Raw genomic sequence first — 13,894 nt, 5'->3', positions numbered from 1 at the left:
CTTACGGTTCAAAAACAGACCCGACTCGCACAAACGTTCCCGGGGACATGCACCCGGTGGCGTCAATCGGGGAACGCCGAATTATAAATGAATAGCCCTGGCAAACGGGGCCGTCATCAATTTTGTGTGTAAGGCATAACATGTGGACTAAGGAGCATGCATGCCACCACGCAAGAACAATACGACCGGCCAGGCACAAGACGGCGCTGCCGTCGATTCTAAAGGAGTTAATAGACCGTAGACGGTTCTTGACCGGCTTGATGAGCGCGGAGACGATGCAGACCGCATCCATGGCGTTCAAGAAGGTGCTGATCGAGCGCGCGCTGGGAGCCGAGTTCGACCACCATCTGGCTACGCGCCGGCCGAGCGCCGCGCGGCCGGAATATGTGACCAAACATCGCAATGGCAAGACCCGCAAGACGGCGCTGACAAAAGACGGTCCGTTGAGGCTGGAAACCCCGAGCGATCATGGCGGCAGCTTCAAGCCAGTCCGACTTACCGTCTTTCCATCTTCGCCACAACAATACCTTTTGTTCGGCGGATAACCCACACCGCTTTTTCTTGCTCACCTAATCTACGTTTTGGGGAACACTAGATCAGAAGGTGTTGCGATGACCAGTTAAATGCGCCAGGATACTGAGAGCGTCGTTTCAGCGTTAAGCAAACAAGTCCGAAAGCTTCCCATAAAATTGCGCCAATCGATCGCATGGGACCGCGGCATAGAGCTCGCCCAGCATAAGAAGTTTAACTTAGCAACCAACGTTCGAGTCTACTTCTGGGATCCACAAAGTCCATGGCAACGCGGGACCAACGAGAATACCAACAGCCTGCTTCGCCAGTATTTCCCGAAAGGCACTAACCTCGCAGGCTATTCGCAAGCAAATCTGAACAAGGTCGCCAAGCAGCTAAATCAACGGCCGAGAAAAACATTGGTATTCACAACGCCAGCAGATAAACTAAACGCCAGCATCGGTGTTGCATCCACCAGTTGAACCTGCGGGGCCTTGTTTTGCCCAGAGTCGTCTGTCATGCACTGTGATATAAGATTTGCTACGCGGCAATCACCTACACAGATTGCTGTAAGCTGGAATAGCTGCTTTGCCCATATGCGAAATAGCTTGAGTTGCTTCTACCATTAAATTTCTTGTCAATGCCCAACCGGTTGTGACGTCCCGCTTGCTGGCTGATGCAAGGTTTGCCGTGAGCGTCCGTCTTGCCATCCTCGTGCTTCGCCGAAACGATGAAGGATTTTGATATATTGAAATCATGCATAGCTCACTGCGCGATTGAACCCGCCGCAGCCACCGCTGCCGTTATCAACACGGCCAGCGCAACACCAATCGCCATCGGCGACGTACAAGGCTGCTGCAATGCACTGGAGCGGCTGCTCGACAAGCTCGGACCACCGACCGACACGCCGTTATGGTTCACTGGCGACTTGGTGAACCGCGGCCCCGCGTCGCTTGCAGCATTACGCCGCATCGCCGGGCTCGGCGAGCGCGCCGTTGCCGTACTTGGCAACCACGACCTGCATTTGCTGGCCATCGCAGCAGGCGTGCATCGCCCAAAGCGCGGTGACACACTTGACGACATCCTCGGCGCACCGGACGCAGCCGACCTAATCGAGTGGCTACGACATCGCCCACTGGCCCACTATGATGGGTGCAGGCTGCTCGTACACGCCGGCGTACTGCCACAGTGGGATGTCAGCACCGCGCTTGCACTTGCTCGCGAGGTTGAAACACGGCTACGCAGCACTGACTGGAAAGCATTCCTTCAGCACCTATGGGGCAACGAACCCAACACATGGCACGACAAACTGTCCGGTAATGACCGCTCGCGCGTGATCGTCAACGCGATGACACGCATGCGTTTCTGCGACGTGCACGGACGGATAGAATTCAATGCAAGCGGCAGTCCGAACAGCGCACCGGTCGGTTTCATGCCGTGGTTCAACGTGCCAGGCCGCCGCACCGCTGATGCACTGGTCGTGTTCGGCCATTGGGCAGCACTGGGCCTGCAAGTGCGCGACGACGTGATTGCGCTAGACTCAGGCTGCGTATGGGGCGACAAACTGTCTGCAGTACGGCTCGATACGGATCCCAAGAGACGGACTGTAGTACAAATCGATTGCAGCAAGCAGCGCTGATCAATGCACGCGATCCCACGCATCCTTCATGGCATCTGCAGCGTCGGCTTGCGACATTAGAAGTCGAGCACTGACGGACCGCTTCATGTATGTAGGAGCATCGGATAGCACCTGCCGCGTCAATGGCGGTTGCACGTGCCGCTGCATCTCACGCAGTGCTTCACCGACCACATGCTGCGCATCATGCGCGGCAGTTCGTCGCTCGGTGGCTTTAAGCGCCGCACCGACGTACAAATGGACCGTTAACGGCCCGTCACGCAACAATGCGTCCAGCGATTGCCCAAGCGTAATATCACCCACATACGCGGGCGCGGTGGACTGGCACCCGTGCGCATCCTCGTACATCAGGCCAATCGGTTGGACCGGCGCGCCGGCCGACACCGCAGCTTGGAACAGGTTCGCATGAAAAGGCAGCACCTCGACGCCGTCGGACGTCGTGCCCTCCGGAAACACGCAGATCGACCGCCCGCCTTGGAGCCGCTGCGCCAGTTCGTGCATGATCCGCTTTGCATCGCTGCGCTTGTCGCGCCGTACGAACGTGGTGTCGAGCTTGGCGGCCAGCCAACCGATCACGGGCCAGTTGCGCACCTCCGCCTTGGAGACGAACGGTGTCGGCCGCCAGGCATTGATCACATAGATGTCAATCCACGAGACATGATTGCCGACCACCATCGTGCCCGCATCGATGCGACGCTCGTCATGGTGCACGACGAGCCGCACGCCAGCGAGCGCGAGAAAGCGCAGGCTCCACTGTCGCGTCAATGCCCGGCGGCCATCGTCGTCGGTGCGCGAAAAGCGCGTGGCAACCGTCCACGCGCCTTGCAGCACGTGCACGACAAGCCGCGCCTTGCGCCATGCGACTGAAAACCGGTTCACGCCTGCCGGTCTCGGCTGTCGTACGCAACGCGCCCGGCCACGATCGTGGTGCGCACTCGCGCTGGCAATTCGTATCCCAGGAACGGCGTATTGTGCCCTTGGCTTTTTAGCGCCCGTGGCTCGACATGCCAATGCGCGGCGGGATCGAACACGCACAGGTCCGCAGTGGCGCCGGGCTCGAGCCTGCCCGCCGGCAACCCGAGCAATCCAGCCGGCGCACAGGTGACCTTGGCCAGCGCGTGTGCCAACGACCGCTTCTCCTCAGTCGCCCACTTGAGCGCCAACGATAGCAGCAGTTCCAGTCCGCTCGCCCCGGGCGACGCCTCGCCGAAGGGCCGCAGTTTTTCGTCGTCGTCCACGGGCGTATGATCCGAGCAGATCGCATCGATGGTGCCGTCAGCAAGCGCCGCGCGGATCGCATCGCGGTCGCGCTGCGAGCGCAGCGGCGGATCGACGCGAAATTGAGCGTCGAAGTAGCCGATGTCCACATCGATCAAGTGAACATGATTGATCGTGACGTCGCACGTGACCGGCAGCCCTTCGCGCTTGGCTGCGCGCACCAGTTCGAGGCCCGCCGCCGACGACAAGTGTTGCAGATGAACCCGCGCACCCGTCGCGCGCATCAGCTCGAAGATCGTATGCAGCGCGATCGTCTCGGCGGCCACCGGCACCCCTGGCAGCCCGAGCCGCGACGCGACCGGTCCGCTGGCGGCGATACCGCCGCGGCCCAGATACGGGTCCTGCGGCCGCAACCAGACCGTGTAGCCGAACGTGTTCGCGTATTGCAGCGCCCGCAGCAGTACCGTAGTGTTGACGATCGGTCGCTCCGCCTGCGTGAAGCCGACGCACCCCGCCTCGGTCAACTCGGCCATCTCGGTGATAACCTCGCCCTTCAAGCCCACCGTCAGTGCCCCGAGCGGATACACATGGACTTGGTCCAGGTTGCGAGCACGGAACTTCAACATTTCGACCAGCCCCGGCTCGTCCAGCGGCGGGTCGGTATCGGGCGGACACACGAGGCTAGTCACGCCGCCGGCCAGCGCCGCAGCCATCTCGGACTCCAGCGTCGCGCGATACTCGTACCCTGGCTCGCGCAGCCGCGCGCACAAATCGACCAGTCCCGGGGCGATCGCTAGCCCCGTGGCATCGAGGGTTTGGACATCGTGCCATGGCGCCGTAGCGGCGCCAATCGAGACAATGTGGCCATCCGCGATCCAAACATCCGCCTGTTGCTCGGTGCCCGCCACCGGGTCGATAACGCGACCACCCTTGATATGAATCTTCATGCTCGTAGACGTGTTTTCGAATGCTTGCCGCTGCATTTACTGCGTTTCAGTCATTGTTGCCTGCGACGATGCCCATCACCGCCATACGCACCGCGATACCGAACGTGACCTGGTTTAGGATCACGGCCTGCGGGCCGTCCGCGACGCTTGATTCAATCTCGACGCCGCGGTTCATCGGTCCCGGATGCATGACGATCGCATCGGGCTTGGCGTACGCGAGCCGCTCCGACGTCAGGCCCCACGTCTTGAAGTACTCCTGCGCGGACGGCAACAGTGCGCCACTCATGCGCTCGTTCTGCAGGCGCAACATGATGATCACGTCAACGTCGCGCAAGCCCTGCTGCATGTCGTGGAAAACGCGCACGCCGAGGTGCTCCAGTCCGCCAGGCAGCAGCGTGCGGGGCCCGATCGCACGGATCTCAGGCACGCCCAGCGTGGTCAACGCATGGATATCGGAGCGCGCGACGCGCGAATGCAGGATGTCACCGACAATGGCCACCCGCAGCTGCGTGAAGTCGCGCTTGTAGTGGCGAATCGTATACATATCCAGCAGCCCCTGCGTCGGATGTGCGTGGCGACCGTCTCCGGCATTGATCACATGTACGTGCGGCGCGCAGTGCTGCGCGATCAGGTACGGCGCACCGCTTTGCGCATGCCGCACGACAAACATGTCCGCATGCATCGCCGACAGATTGTTGATCGTGTCTAGCAGCGACTCCCCCTTGCTCGTCGATGACGCATTAATGTTCAAATTCAGCACGTCCGCGGACAGCCGCTTCGCGGCAATCTCGAACGTCGTGCGCGTGCGCGTCGAATTCTCGAAGAACAGGTTGAACACCGATTTGCCGCGCAACAATGGCACCTTCTTGACGTCGCGGTCCGTCACGCTGACGAATTGGGCCGCAGTATCCAGGATATGCGTGACCACCGCGGGAGGCAGGCCTTCGATCGTCAGCAGATGTTTAAGCTCACCATGACGGTTCAATTGCGGGTGGCCGCGCAGGAAACCCGGGCGGAATGCGGCGGGTGCCGGCGCGGCGGCGCGCTGCCCCTCAGTATGCGGCGCGGCCGGACGTTGTTCTTCAGCGGGCGGCGCAGCAGCGCGCGTCGGTTCGGCGGGCTCTGGGGTGGCGGTATTCATGGATAACGCGGTTCGATCATGAACGTGGTGACAGCCGCACAGCCGTCACTGGATGAAATAAGCAATGCAACACCGGCCAACGCCGGGTACGCCCATGCGCGCGACGCCGTGTCACGCTTGCGCTTCGGTGACGAACGCCAGCGCACCGTGGCAGTCACGCCGCAGCACAAGCCTCTCGTTCACCGGCACGTCGAGCACCGCGCCAACGAAGCGCGCGGCGATCGGCAATTCACGGCCGCCGCGGTCGACCAGCACGGCCAACTCAACGCACGCCGGGCGACCGTAGTCGTATAGCTCGTTGATTGCGGCACGGATCGTGCGCCCGGTGAATAGCACGTCATCCACCAGCACAATGCGCCTGCCGTCAACGCCAAACGGCAACGACGTGGGTTGCGCCTGGCTGTGCAGGCCTTTTTTCGCATAGTCGTCGCGGTGCAGCGCGACATTGACCACGCCAAATGAAGCCGCGCCCAGGTCTTGGGCAAGCCGCTCAGCAATCCACGCGCCGCCGCTATGGATTCCCGCCAGTGCGGTCGTGCCTGAGCGTATCGCATCGCCCAGCGCGGCCTGCAACGGGTCGCGCATCGCGCGATACAACTGTTCCGCGTCAATCGACGCGATGGCGGCACTCATCATCGGCTCTCGGATAGCGGTTCATCAAAATACTGCTGAAGAATGATGCAGGCTGCCTGTGCGTCCACGACGGCACCACGCGCTCCTGCCGCTTCGGCCTCGACCGACGAATAGCGCTCATCGACCCAGGTCACTGGCAGGTTGAAACGCCCATTGAGTTGGTTACCGAAACGCCGCGCCTGCTGCGTCATCTCGTGCGGTGCGCCATCGGGATGCACTGGCAGCCCGACGACCAGCCGCAGCGGCTGCCATTGGTTGATCAACTCGCCCACCGCAGCGAAACGGTATTCGCGATTGCGGTTTTCGACGGTTGTGAGTGCCCGAGCGCAGCGGGTCAGCGTGTTGCCAATCGCCACACCGATGCGCTTTTGTCCGTAGTCGAACGCGAGCAGCGTGGCCGCCGCCGTACTCATGCGTGGCCTGCCTCGCCGGAGAGCATCGTCGATGAGATGCCCAGCAGCGCAAGCGCCGCGTCAAAACGTTGCTCGGCCGGCACGTCAAACACGATCTTCGGATCCGCCTCGACGGTCAGCCAGCCATTCTTCGAAATCTCATCCTCCAGCTGCCCCGCGCCCCAGCCGGCATGCCCGAGCGTTAGCAGGAAGCGCTTGGGCCCGTTACCGTTCGCGACCGCTTCGAGCACGTCCTTTGATGTGGTCATCTCCAGTCCGCTGGGCACCGACATCGACGACGTATAGTTGCCGCTGCCAACCGGGTCATGCAGTACAAAGCCGCGCTCGGTCTGCACCGGTCCACCGAAATAGACGGGTACGTGCAACAGCGGCTCAATCTCTAGCTTTAGGTCGATGCGGGAAAACAGCGCCTGCAGATCGATATCGGTCGGCCTGTTGATCACCAGCCCGAACGCACCGCGCTCGCTGTGATCGCAGAGGTACACCACCGTTCCGGAAAAAGTGGGATCGGCCATGCTTGGCATGGCGATCAGGAACTGGTTGGTCAGGTTGATGCGATCAGTGGTCTTTGACATGTTTCGGATTTTAGCAAAGACCCGAGGGTCTCTAGCGACTTCGACGATGGCACTTTGCCGACTCCACTATAGCCCGGCCACGCGCCGGCTGCCTTCGATTGCACTGGCCAGGTCGAACAGCACGGCAGCTGGATCGGGCAGCGGAATGCCGCCGACGGCGATCTGGACCAACCGCCGCTTGAGCGTCTCGCCCGTTCCCCGCATAGCCCAGCGCGTACGTTGCCACGCCACGCGCGTGCTGAGCAAGCAGCAAGTCCAATCGTGCAATCACACGCTTGGCATGGACTTGCGCAACGTCGCCGCCATCCTGCCATAGTCGAAGCGCGGGCAACGCACCGGCGGCCAGCCGACACACGCCATAAGGATCTGGAGGATCTGGACCTTTAAATTCATGACGCAATTTTGCCATTCTTCCAGGTAGCCGCCGACCTGCTCAAGCAGCGTCGGCGCGTCGTCGGCATGGGCTCGCAGCACCGGCAGCGGCGAATAGCGCATTCGCATCGCTCGCGACCGATGCAACGAGTCGGCGCTCGGTAGTTCAGATTTGGACCATCTCGAAATCTTCCTTCCGTGCACCGCACTCGGGGCAAGTCCAGTTGATCGGGACATCCTCCCAACGTGTGCCGGGCGCAATCCCCTCTTCCGGAAGACCCGCTTCTTCGTCGTAGATCCAACCGCAAATCAGGCACATCCAACTCTTGTATTCCATCTTGTTGCCGCGTCGAACGAGTGATCCGTTACAATGAAAGGCACGATGGTACCTTGTCGTCGCGTCGCTGCCTAGCAATGGCTATGCAGCGCGGCCGGTCCATTCGAAGACACGGGTTCATGTCACCCATGCCGCGGCCATCGCCATCCCCTTGTAACGCTTCACGCCTTCCATGTCCAGCGACGCCCCTCCGATCGTTCTCACCTTTGGCCTGTCGGACCCGACCGGCGCATCAGGCCTGCAGGCCGACCTACTCACGCTAGCCAGCATCGGCTGTCATGGGGTGTCGGTGTTGACCGGCTACGCAGTGCGCGATTCGGCGGCCGCCGGCGACGTGACCGGCCTGGACCCCGAAGCGGTTGCGTCGCAAGCCCGGATGCTACTCGAAGACATGCCGGTTGCCGCCTTCAAGGTCGGCGCGACGACGCGGGCCGAAATTGTCAGTGCGATTGCGGAAGTTGTCGCAGATTATGACGATTTGCCGCTGATTCTGGTTCCGGACTTCACGCTCGACGAGCAGCACATGCTGGCCGGCGACGAGTTGCGCGAGTCGATCGCGGAACTACTCGCGCCCCAGACGACGTTGCTGATCGCAGACCCGGCGACCCTTGTACAGTTGGCACAGCCGGATTCCGACGCCGATCCGATCACGCTCGACGGTGCCATTGCCCACCTGCTCGGGCAGGGCTGCGAATACGTGTTGTGCACCGACGCGCGGCCTTCGCAGCTGCTCAACACGTTGTTCAGCGAAGAAGGTCAGGTCCGTCAGGATGCATGGGACCGCGGCGGTGAGCGGCTGATCGGGCTTGCCGATACGCTGAGCGCTGCGATCACGGCACTGCTCGCCAATGGCCAGGATCCGGGCGAGGCAGTGCGCGAGGCGCAGGAGTACGTGCACCAGGCGATCCGGCACGCCTATCGACCGGGCATGGGCGGATACCTGCTGGACCGCTTCTTCTGGGCCCGCACCACGGACGAAGGTCAAAGTCCGCCAGCTGCGGAGCCGAACACGCCAGCCGGCGTGTTGCGCCATTGACCCGGCCCGCTGCCGTTCACGCGAGACAAAACGCCGTCCTGTTCCGGCTACCGTGACCGGCGGCTAGCGGCAGCAGTCAGCGCACTATAAAAAATGCACCGTTGCAGCGGCTCATTGCTGATCTTGCGGGCTTGCCCCCCAATCGCGCCATACCGCACCAACAGCGCAGCCGCATAAAAAACAAACCCCATGTTCCGAAAAACATGGGGTTCGTCAGCAGTCTAAACCCGCATCGCTGCGGGTTTTTCGGGCCGGGGGAGCGGCGCCCCCACGGGGCGCCGCCCGGACTCCATTCGGCACGAGCCGAATTACATGTCCATGCCCATACCACCCATGCCGCCCGGCATGCCGGCCGGTGCCGGTGCGTCTTCCTTCGGCAACTCGCACACCGCCGCATCAGTCGTCAGCAGCAGGCCAGCAACGGACGCCGCGTTTTGCAGCGCGGTGCGCGTGACCTTCGTCGGATCGACCACACCGGCTTCAACTAGGTCGCCGTATTCGCCGCTCGCCGCGTTGTAGCCGTAGTTGCCCTTGCCGGCCGCCACGGCCGCGACCACCACGCTGGCCTCTTCACCGCCATTCGCCACAATCTGGCGCAGCGGCTCTTCCATCGCACGCAGCACAATCTTAATGCCGGCCTCTTGGTCGGCGTTCTCGCCCTTGACGCTGGCGATCGCAGTACGGGCACGGATCAGCGCAACGCCGCCACCCGGCACGATACCTTCTTCAACGGCGGCACGCGTGGCGTGCAGCGCGTCTTCGACACGCGCCTTCTTTTCCTTCATTTCGACTTCGGTGGCCGCGCCGACTTTGATCACTGCCACACCACCCGCGAGCTTCGCGACACGCTCTTGCAGCTTTTCGCGATCGTAGTCCGACGTCGCTTCTTCGATTTGCGTGCGGATCTGCTTCACACGCGCCTCGATGTTCTTCGCTTCGCCCGCGCCATCAATGATCGTCGTGTTTTCCTTCGCGACTTCGATCCGCTTAGCTTGGCCCAACTCCTGCAGCGTGGCCTTTTCCAGCGACAGGCCGGTTTCCTCGGCGATGACCTGACCACCGGTCAGGATCGCGATATCCTCGAGCATCGCCTTGCGACGATCGCCGAAGCCAGGCGCCTTGACCGCAACGGTCTTCAGGATGCCGCGGATGTTGTTCACCACCAGCGTCGCAAGCGCTTCGCCTTCGACGTCCTCCGCGATGATCAGCAGCGGGCGGCTGGCCTTGGCCACTTGTTCGAGCACCGGCAGCAGGTCGCGGATGTTCGAGATCTTCTTGTCGTGCAGCAGCACGTACGGATTCTCGAGAACAGCGACTTGCTTATCCGGGTTGTTGATGAAGTACGGCGACAGGTAGCCGCGGTCAAATTGCATGCCTTCGACGACTTCGAGTTCGTCGGCGAGCGACTTGCCGTCTTCGACGGTGATCACCCCTTCCTTGCCGACTTTGTCCATCGCTTCAGCGATGCGCTGGCCGATCGACGTGTCGCTGTTGGCCGAGATCGAGCCGACTTGCGCGATTTCCTTGCTCGTCGTGCACGGCTTGCTGATCTTGCGCAACTCGTCGACTGCGGCGGCAACCGCCTTGTCGATACCACGCTTCAGGTCCATCGGGTTCATGCCCGATACAACATACTTCATGCCTTCACGCACGATCGATTGCGCGAGCACGGTCGCCGTCGTCGTACCGTCGCCGGCGTTGTCGCTGGTTTTGGAAGCCACTTCCTTAACCATTTGCGCGCCCAGGTTCTGCAGCTTGTCCTTCAGCTCGATTTCCTTCGCGACGGACACACCGTCCTTGGTCACCGTCGGGCCGCCGAAGCTGCGCTCGAGCACGACATTGCGACCCTTCGGGCCGAGCGTCACCTTCACTGCGTTGGCGAGAATGTTCACACCCTCGACCATCTTCGCACGGGCGGAATCGCTAAATACGACGTCTTTAGCTGCCATCTTCTAACTCCTTGAAATCTTTGGAAAGCCGAACGCGACCGTTACTTCTGGACGACCGCCATGATGTCTTCTTCGCGCATGACGAGCAACTCTTGCCCATCAACTTTGACCGTTTGGCCGGCATACTTGCCAAACAACACACGGTCGCCCACCTTGACGTCGAGCGCGATTTGCGCGCCCTTGTCGTCACGTTTGCCCGGGCCGATGGCCAGGACTTCGCCCTGATCAGGCTTTTCAGCCGCTGCCTCGGGGATCACGATGCCCGACGCAGTCTTGGTTTCCTGGTCCAGACGCTTGACGATGACGCGATCGTGCAAAGGACGAAGGTTCATACACACTCCTTTTGTATTCAGGCTGAAGAACGCTTTTTAACGTTGGCGCCCGGCAAGCCAGGCACCCTGGTGGCACGGGTTGTTAGCACTCACGTGCGACGAGTGCTAATTATATGGACGGGTGAGGACTATTTCAAGAACCCAAATTGTTCCTAGCGCGCAGCATCGCGCTTACAGATGCCACTTAACTGTGGCCGTCAGCGTACGGGGTTCACCAGGCATGTTGAACATGTCAGCATTGCCATGCGCCGAGATGAAATAGCGGCGATCGAACAGATTGTCCAGCGTCAGCGTCACATCCATTTTCTTGCTGCGATAGCCGGCGCCCAAATTGAATACGGTAAACGAAGGCAGCGTGACCTGATCGCTCGCAGAGGCGTAGCGCGCTGATTGGAACTGTGCGCCGGCGGCCGCGTAAAAGCCGTAGGGAAGCTCGCGCTTGAGCCACAGGCTTGCGCTATGGCGTGGCATCAGGCCCGGCGTGTTGCTGGCCAGCGTCAGCCCGGCCGCCGTCGATTGCGGCGATCCGTCAACCGTGCCACTCAAATACGCATAACCGGCATAGACGGACCACTTCGGTGCGATTTCGCCGGAAAAGCCGGCCTCGAAACCCCGTACGTGCTGAGTGCCGATCGGCAGCGCATAGCCAGGGTTGGCCGGATCGCCAATTTGTTGGTTCGTTTGCCGCATGTCGAACAGCGCAACCGTAGCCGTCGCCTTGCCACCGAGGTCGAACTTCGAACCGACTTCGTATGCGGTGGTCTTTTGCGGCGCCAGCGCTGCGCCATTGGCGAACGCACCCGAGCTGATCAGGGTATCAGCAAGCGGCGAGAAAGACTGACTGAGCGAGCCATAGAGCGTCAGCCACTCGAGCGGCTCGTAGATCAGCCCGACGCGCGGACTCCATGCGCGGTCGGTACGGGCAAGATTCACGTTGGACGACGTGTAATCGTGGCGAATCTGATCCAAATAGTCAAAGCGCAGGCCGGCGAGCAGCTTCCACTGCGGTGTCAATGTCACCAGGTCCTGCGCGTACACGCCGGCCAGGCCGACGACCGTCGCTGCATTCGTGCGCGCCGGCATCCCGGCCGGCACGCCAGGTAAATCGATCAGCTGTGGATAGTACAGATCATACGTTGTCACTTTCGATACGCCATAGATCGTGTCGAATTTCTGCTGCTGCGACAGTTCGATCCCATACAGCAATTCATGACGCATGCCGAGCAGCGTCGCTTGCTGCGTCAGCTCAAATACGCCGTCCACGCCATGCTCGGTCCGTTGGCGCGTCGACTGGTCGAGCGTGACGCCCGGGTGCACAGCCGCCTTGATTGGCTGGAACGTGACATAGTTTTTCCGCTCCAGTGAGAAATCATAGGCACGCAGCGCGCCGTGGAAGGCTAGCGAATTGTTGAAGCGGTGATCGAGCGACACCGTTGCACTTTTCGCCAAGGCGTCATTGTATGAGCTGTTCGCCGCATCGGCAGAGCCGTAGTAAGTGTTGATCGGCACATCGACCGGCCGCCCCCTATAGGCAGGCAAGCCCTGATCGGACGTGCGGCGATCATGTAGGTAGTCGAACTCAACGTTCACTACTGTATCCGGACTCAGCTTGAATTGCGCCGAAGGCGCGACTGCTTGGCGGTTCAACGCGAATTGATCGCGAAAACTACGCGAATTATCCACGGCGCCGGTGATACGCAAGCGTGCCGCATCACTCGCGTTCCAGCCCATGTCGATTTCACCGCGACGCTCGCCACGCGAGCCAAGCATCACGCCGATATCCCGCACTGGCTCCGCCTGTGGCCGCTTAAGCACACGATTGACGATGCCCCCTGCCGAGCCGCGCCCGTACAGTACCGCTGCCGGTCCTTTTAAAATCTCGATCCGCTGCACATTGGACAAGTCGCGATAGTACATCGCGTCGTCGCGTAGGCCGTCGACATACTGGTCCGTGATGCTATTAAAGCCACGGATCGTGATTTGGTCGCGCTGGCCATCGCCGACTGAAAAGCCGACTCCCGGCACGTTGCGCAACGTGTCCTGCATCGATGCCGCATTCTGTGCAAAACCCGACTTTACGCTGATGAATAAAGGGGCGATCAGCAGAGCACGATAAGTCTTTTTGTTACGCGTCATTGATAATATGCCTACGAGTTGCGGCGAAAAGGCGCGCTAGAACCCCCGTCCGGGCAGCGCGGACACTTAGAATAGGCTATAAGCCACTAAATAATAGTGATAATCATTTGCATTATCAACTACAATAGCAGGGTCGACACCGGTTCGTCGTTGCGCGCTCACGACAAGCAGCATCGCCGCCCCACCCGTCCCCCACAGCAATCCACAGCATCGCAACGCACAGCGTCGCAACGATGTACATTGCGCCGTCCATGCTGCTCGTCGCGGTACGGCCCTCGCCGATTCATTACCCCAGGCTAATCATGCCGCTGGACAAGTCGATGCTGCTAACCAGTGCAATGCCACCGGCTGCCGCCGTACCCGAGAAATGTCAGCGGACGGTTCCATCCAGAACGCCGGCTGCGCGATACGTGCGCAGACCGCGTGACACGGCGCCGAGCGCGTGCAAAACCTACGATAGAACTTCGTCAATGCCTTCCTTCAGAACGAAACTATAATAATGCGCTGATCACGACGGACCGTAGTGCCTGCGCTGCGGCACTTGCTGGAGCAGCGCGACCAGCATGTTGAGTCATGCGCACAACGCGCACGCCCAGGCCAAACGTGTGCAAACAGGCAGCACGGATGTGGACGTGCCGCATGATTGGCCGCTCCGAATC

The 13,894-nt window shown here is 61.1% G+C and carries 14 protein-coding genes and 2 pseudogenes; 4 read left to right on the top strand and 12 right to left on the bottom strand.

What is annotated here, in order from left to right:
* Positions 1-140: 140 nt before the first annotated feature.
* The 3 genes and pseudogenes from RA167_RS02785 to RA167_RS02775 all read left to right on the top strand — a co-directional run.
* Positions 141-491 (top strand): annotated as a pseudogene (locus tag RA167_RS02785) (transposase); the annotation flags it as partial.
* Between the two features lie 135 nt (positions 492-626).
* Positions 627-992, top strand: a pseudogene (locus RA167_RS02780) (IS30 family transposase); the annotation flags it as partial.
* Positions 993-1,258: 266 nt separating this feature from the next.
* Positions 1,259-2,149 (top strand): symmetrical bis(5'-nucleosyl)-tetraphosphatase, encoded by an 891-nt coding sequence (locus RA167_RS02775; protein WP_255710775.1) that lies wholly within the window; start codon positions 1,259-1,261, stop codon positions 2,147-2,149.
* On the opposite strand, the gene RA167_RS02770 is transcribed toward RA167_RS02775, so the two are convergent.
* The 9 genes from RA167_RS02770 to RA167_RS02730 all read right to left on the bottom strand — a co-directional run bounded on the left by RA167_RS02770 (position 2,150) and on the right by RA167_RS02730 (position 7,782).
* Entirely contained in the window at positions 2,150-3,025 is an 876-nt protein-coding gene (locus RA167_RS02770; protein ID WP_076786189.1) for a lysophospholipid acyltransferase family protein, read from the bottom strand.
* Positions 3,022-4,311, bottom strand: coding sequence for a dihydroorotase (locus RA167_RS02765; RefSeq protein WP_076787721.1), 1,290 nt, complete (start codon positions 4,309-4,311; stop codon positions 3,022-3,024). The genes RA167_RS02770 and RA167_RS02765 overlap by 4 nt, the downstream gene beginning before the upstream one ends.
* A 46-nt stretch (positions 4,312-4,357) precedes the next feature.
* Positions 4,358-5,452: an aspartate carbamoyltransferase catalytic subunit gene (locus tag RA167_RS02760; RefSeq protein WP_076786188.1), complete on the bottom strand. Its 1,095-nt coding sequence runs from the start codon at positions 5,450-5,452 to the stop codon at positions 4,358-4,360.
* Between the two features lie 111 nt (positions 5,453-5,563).
* A complete protein-coding gene (gene pyrR, locus RA167_RS02755) occupies positions 5,564-6,073 on the bottom strand; it encodes a bifunctional pyr operon transcriptional regulator/uracil phosphoribosyltransferase PyrR (RefSeq protein ID WP_076787719.1) in 510 nt (169 codons plus the stop codon).
* A gap of 11 nt (positions 6,074-6,084) precedes the next feature.
* Positions 6,085-6,498 (bottom strand): Holliday junction resolvase RuvX, encoded by a 414-nt coding sequence (ruvX, locus tag RA167_RS02750; protein ID WP_076786187.1) that lies wholly within the window; start codon positions 6,496-6,498, stop codon positions 6,085-6,087.
* Entirely contained in the window at positions 6,495-7,073 is a 579-nt protein-coding gene (locus RA167_RS02745; protein WP_076786186.1) for a YqgE/AlgH family protein, read from the bottom strand. Before RA167_RS02745 ends, ruvX begins: the two co-directional genes overlap by 4 nt.
* A 66-nt stretch (positions 7,074-7,139) precedes the next feature.
* Entirely contained in the window at positions 7,140-7,319 is a 180-nt protein-coding gene (locus RA167_RS02740; protein ID WP_139337066.1) for a hypothetical protein, read from the bottom strand.
* Between the two features lie 21 nt (positions 7,320-7,340).
* Positions 7,341-7,568 carry a hypothetical protein gene (locus tag RA167_RS02735; RefSeq protein ID WP_076786184.1) on the bottom strand — a complete coding sequence of 76 codons (228 nt, stop codon included), beginning with the start codon at positions 7,566-7,568 and terminating at the stop codon, positions 7,341-7,343.
* A gap of 43 nt (positions 7,569-7,611) precedes the next feature.
* Positions 7,612-7,782: a rubredoxin gene (locus tag RA167_RS02730; protein ID WP_004186709.1), complete on the bottom strand. Its 171-nt coding sequence runs from the start codon at positions 7,780-7,782 to the stop codon at positions 7,612-7,614.
* Positions 7,783-7,954: 172 nt separating this feature from the next.
* On the opposite strand from RA167_RS02730, the gene thiD reads away from it, so the two are divergent.
* Entirely contained in the window at positions 7,955-8,818 is an 864-nt protein-coding gene (gene thiD / locus RA167_RS02725; RefSeq protein WP_076786183.1) for a bifunctional hydroxymethylpyrimidine kinase/phosphomethylpyrimidine kinase, read from the top strand.
* A gap of 308 nt (positions 8,819-9,126) precedes the next feature.
* Here the strand turns inward: thiD and groL are convergent, their stop codons facing one another.
* The 3 genes from groL to RA167_RS02710 form a co-directional block, all read right to left on the bottom strand.
* Entirely contained in the window at positions 9,127-10,767 is a 1,641-nt protein-coding gene (groL, locus tag RA167_RS02720; protein WP_076786182.1) for a chaperonin GroEL, read from the bottom strand.
* 41 nt (positions 10,768-10,808) lie between these two features.
* Positions 10,809-11,099 carry a co-chaperone GroES gene (groES, locus tag RA167_RS02715; protein WP_076786181.1) on the bottom strand — a complete coding sequence of 97 codons (291 nt, stop codon included), beginning with the start codon at positions 11,097-11,099 and terminating at the stop codon, positions 10,809-10,811.
* 171 nt (positions 11,100-11,270) lie between these two features.
* On the bottom strand, positions 11,271-13,235 hold the full coding sequence (locus tag RA167_RS02710; protein ID WP_076786180.1) for a TonB-dependent receptor: 1,965 nt from the start codon (positions 13,233-13,235) through the stop codon (positions 11,271-11,273).
* Between the last annotated feature and the right edge of the window lie 659 nt (positions 13,236-13,894).

Origin of the sequence: Mycetohabitans endofungorum (assembly GCF_037477895.1) — a bacterium.
GTDB lineage: Bacteria > Pseudomonadota > Gammaproteobacteria > Burkholderiales > Burkholderiaceae > Mycetohabitans.
Note: the sequence above shows the minus strand (reverse complement) of the source record. Positions and strands in the feature narration are given on the sequence as shown.

Bases quoted from the DNA above. Each gene is read 5' to 3' on its own strand.
- RA167_RS02765 (WP_076787721.1), bottom strand. From the start codon at position 4,311: ATGAAGATTCATATCAAGGGTGGTCGCGTTATCGACCCGGTGGCGGGC.
- RA167_RS02760 (WP_076786188.1), bottom strand. From the start codon at position 5,452: ATGAATACCGCCACCCCAGAGCCCGCCGAACCGACGCGCGCTGCTGCG.
- ruvX (WP_076786187.1), bottom strand. From the start codon at position 6,498: ATGAGTACGGCGGCGGCCACGCTGCTCGCGTTCGACTACGGACAAAAG.
- RA167_RS02745 (WP_076786186.1), bottom strand. From the start codon at position 7,073: ATGTCAAAGACCACTGATCGCATCAACCTGACCAACCAGTTCCTGATC.
- RA167_RS02735 (WP_076786184.1), bottom strand. From the start codon at position 7,568: ATGCGCTATTCGCCGCTGCCGGTGCTGCGAGCCCATGCCGACGACGCG.
- RA167_RS02730 (WP_004186709.1), bottom strand. From the start codon at position 7,782: ATGGAATACAAGAGTTGGATGTGCCTGATTTGCGGTTGGATCTACGAC.
- thiD (WP_076786183.1), top strand. From the start codon at position 7,955: ATGTCCAGCGACGCCCCTCCGATCGTTCTCACCTTTGGCCTGTCGGAC.
- groL (WP_076786182.1), bottom strand. From the start codon at position 10,767: ATGGCAGCTAAAGACGTCGTATTTAGCGATTCCGCCCGTGCGAAGATG.
- groES (WP_076786181.1), bottom strand. From the start codon at position 11,099: ATGAACCTTCGTCCTTTGCACGATCGCGTCATCGTCAAGCGTCTGGAC.
- RA167_RS02710 (WP_076786180.1), bottom strand. From the start codon at position 13,235: ATGACGCGTAACAAAAAGACTTATCGTGCTCTGCTGATCGCCCCTTTA.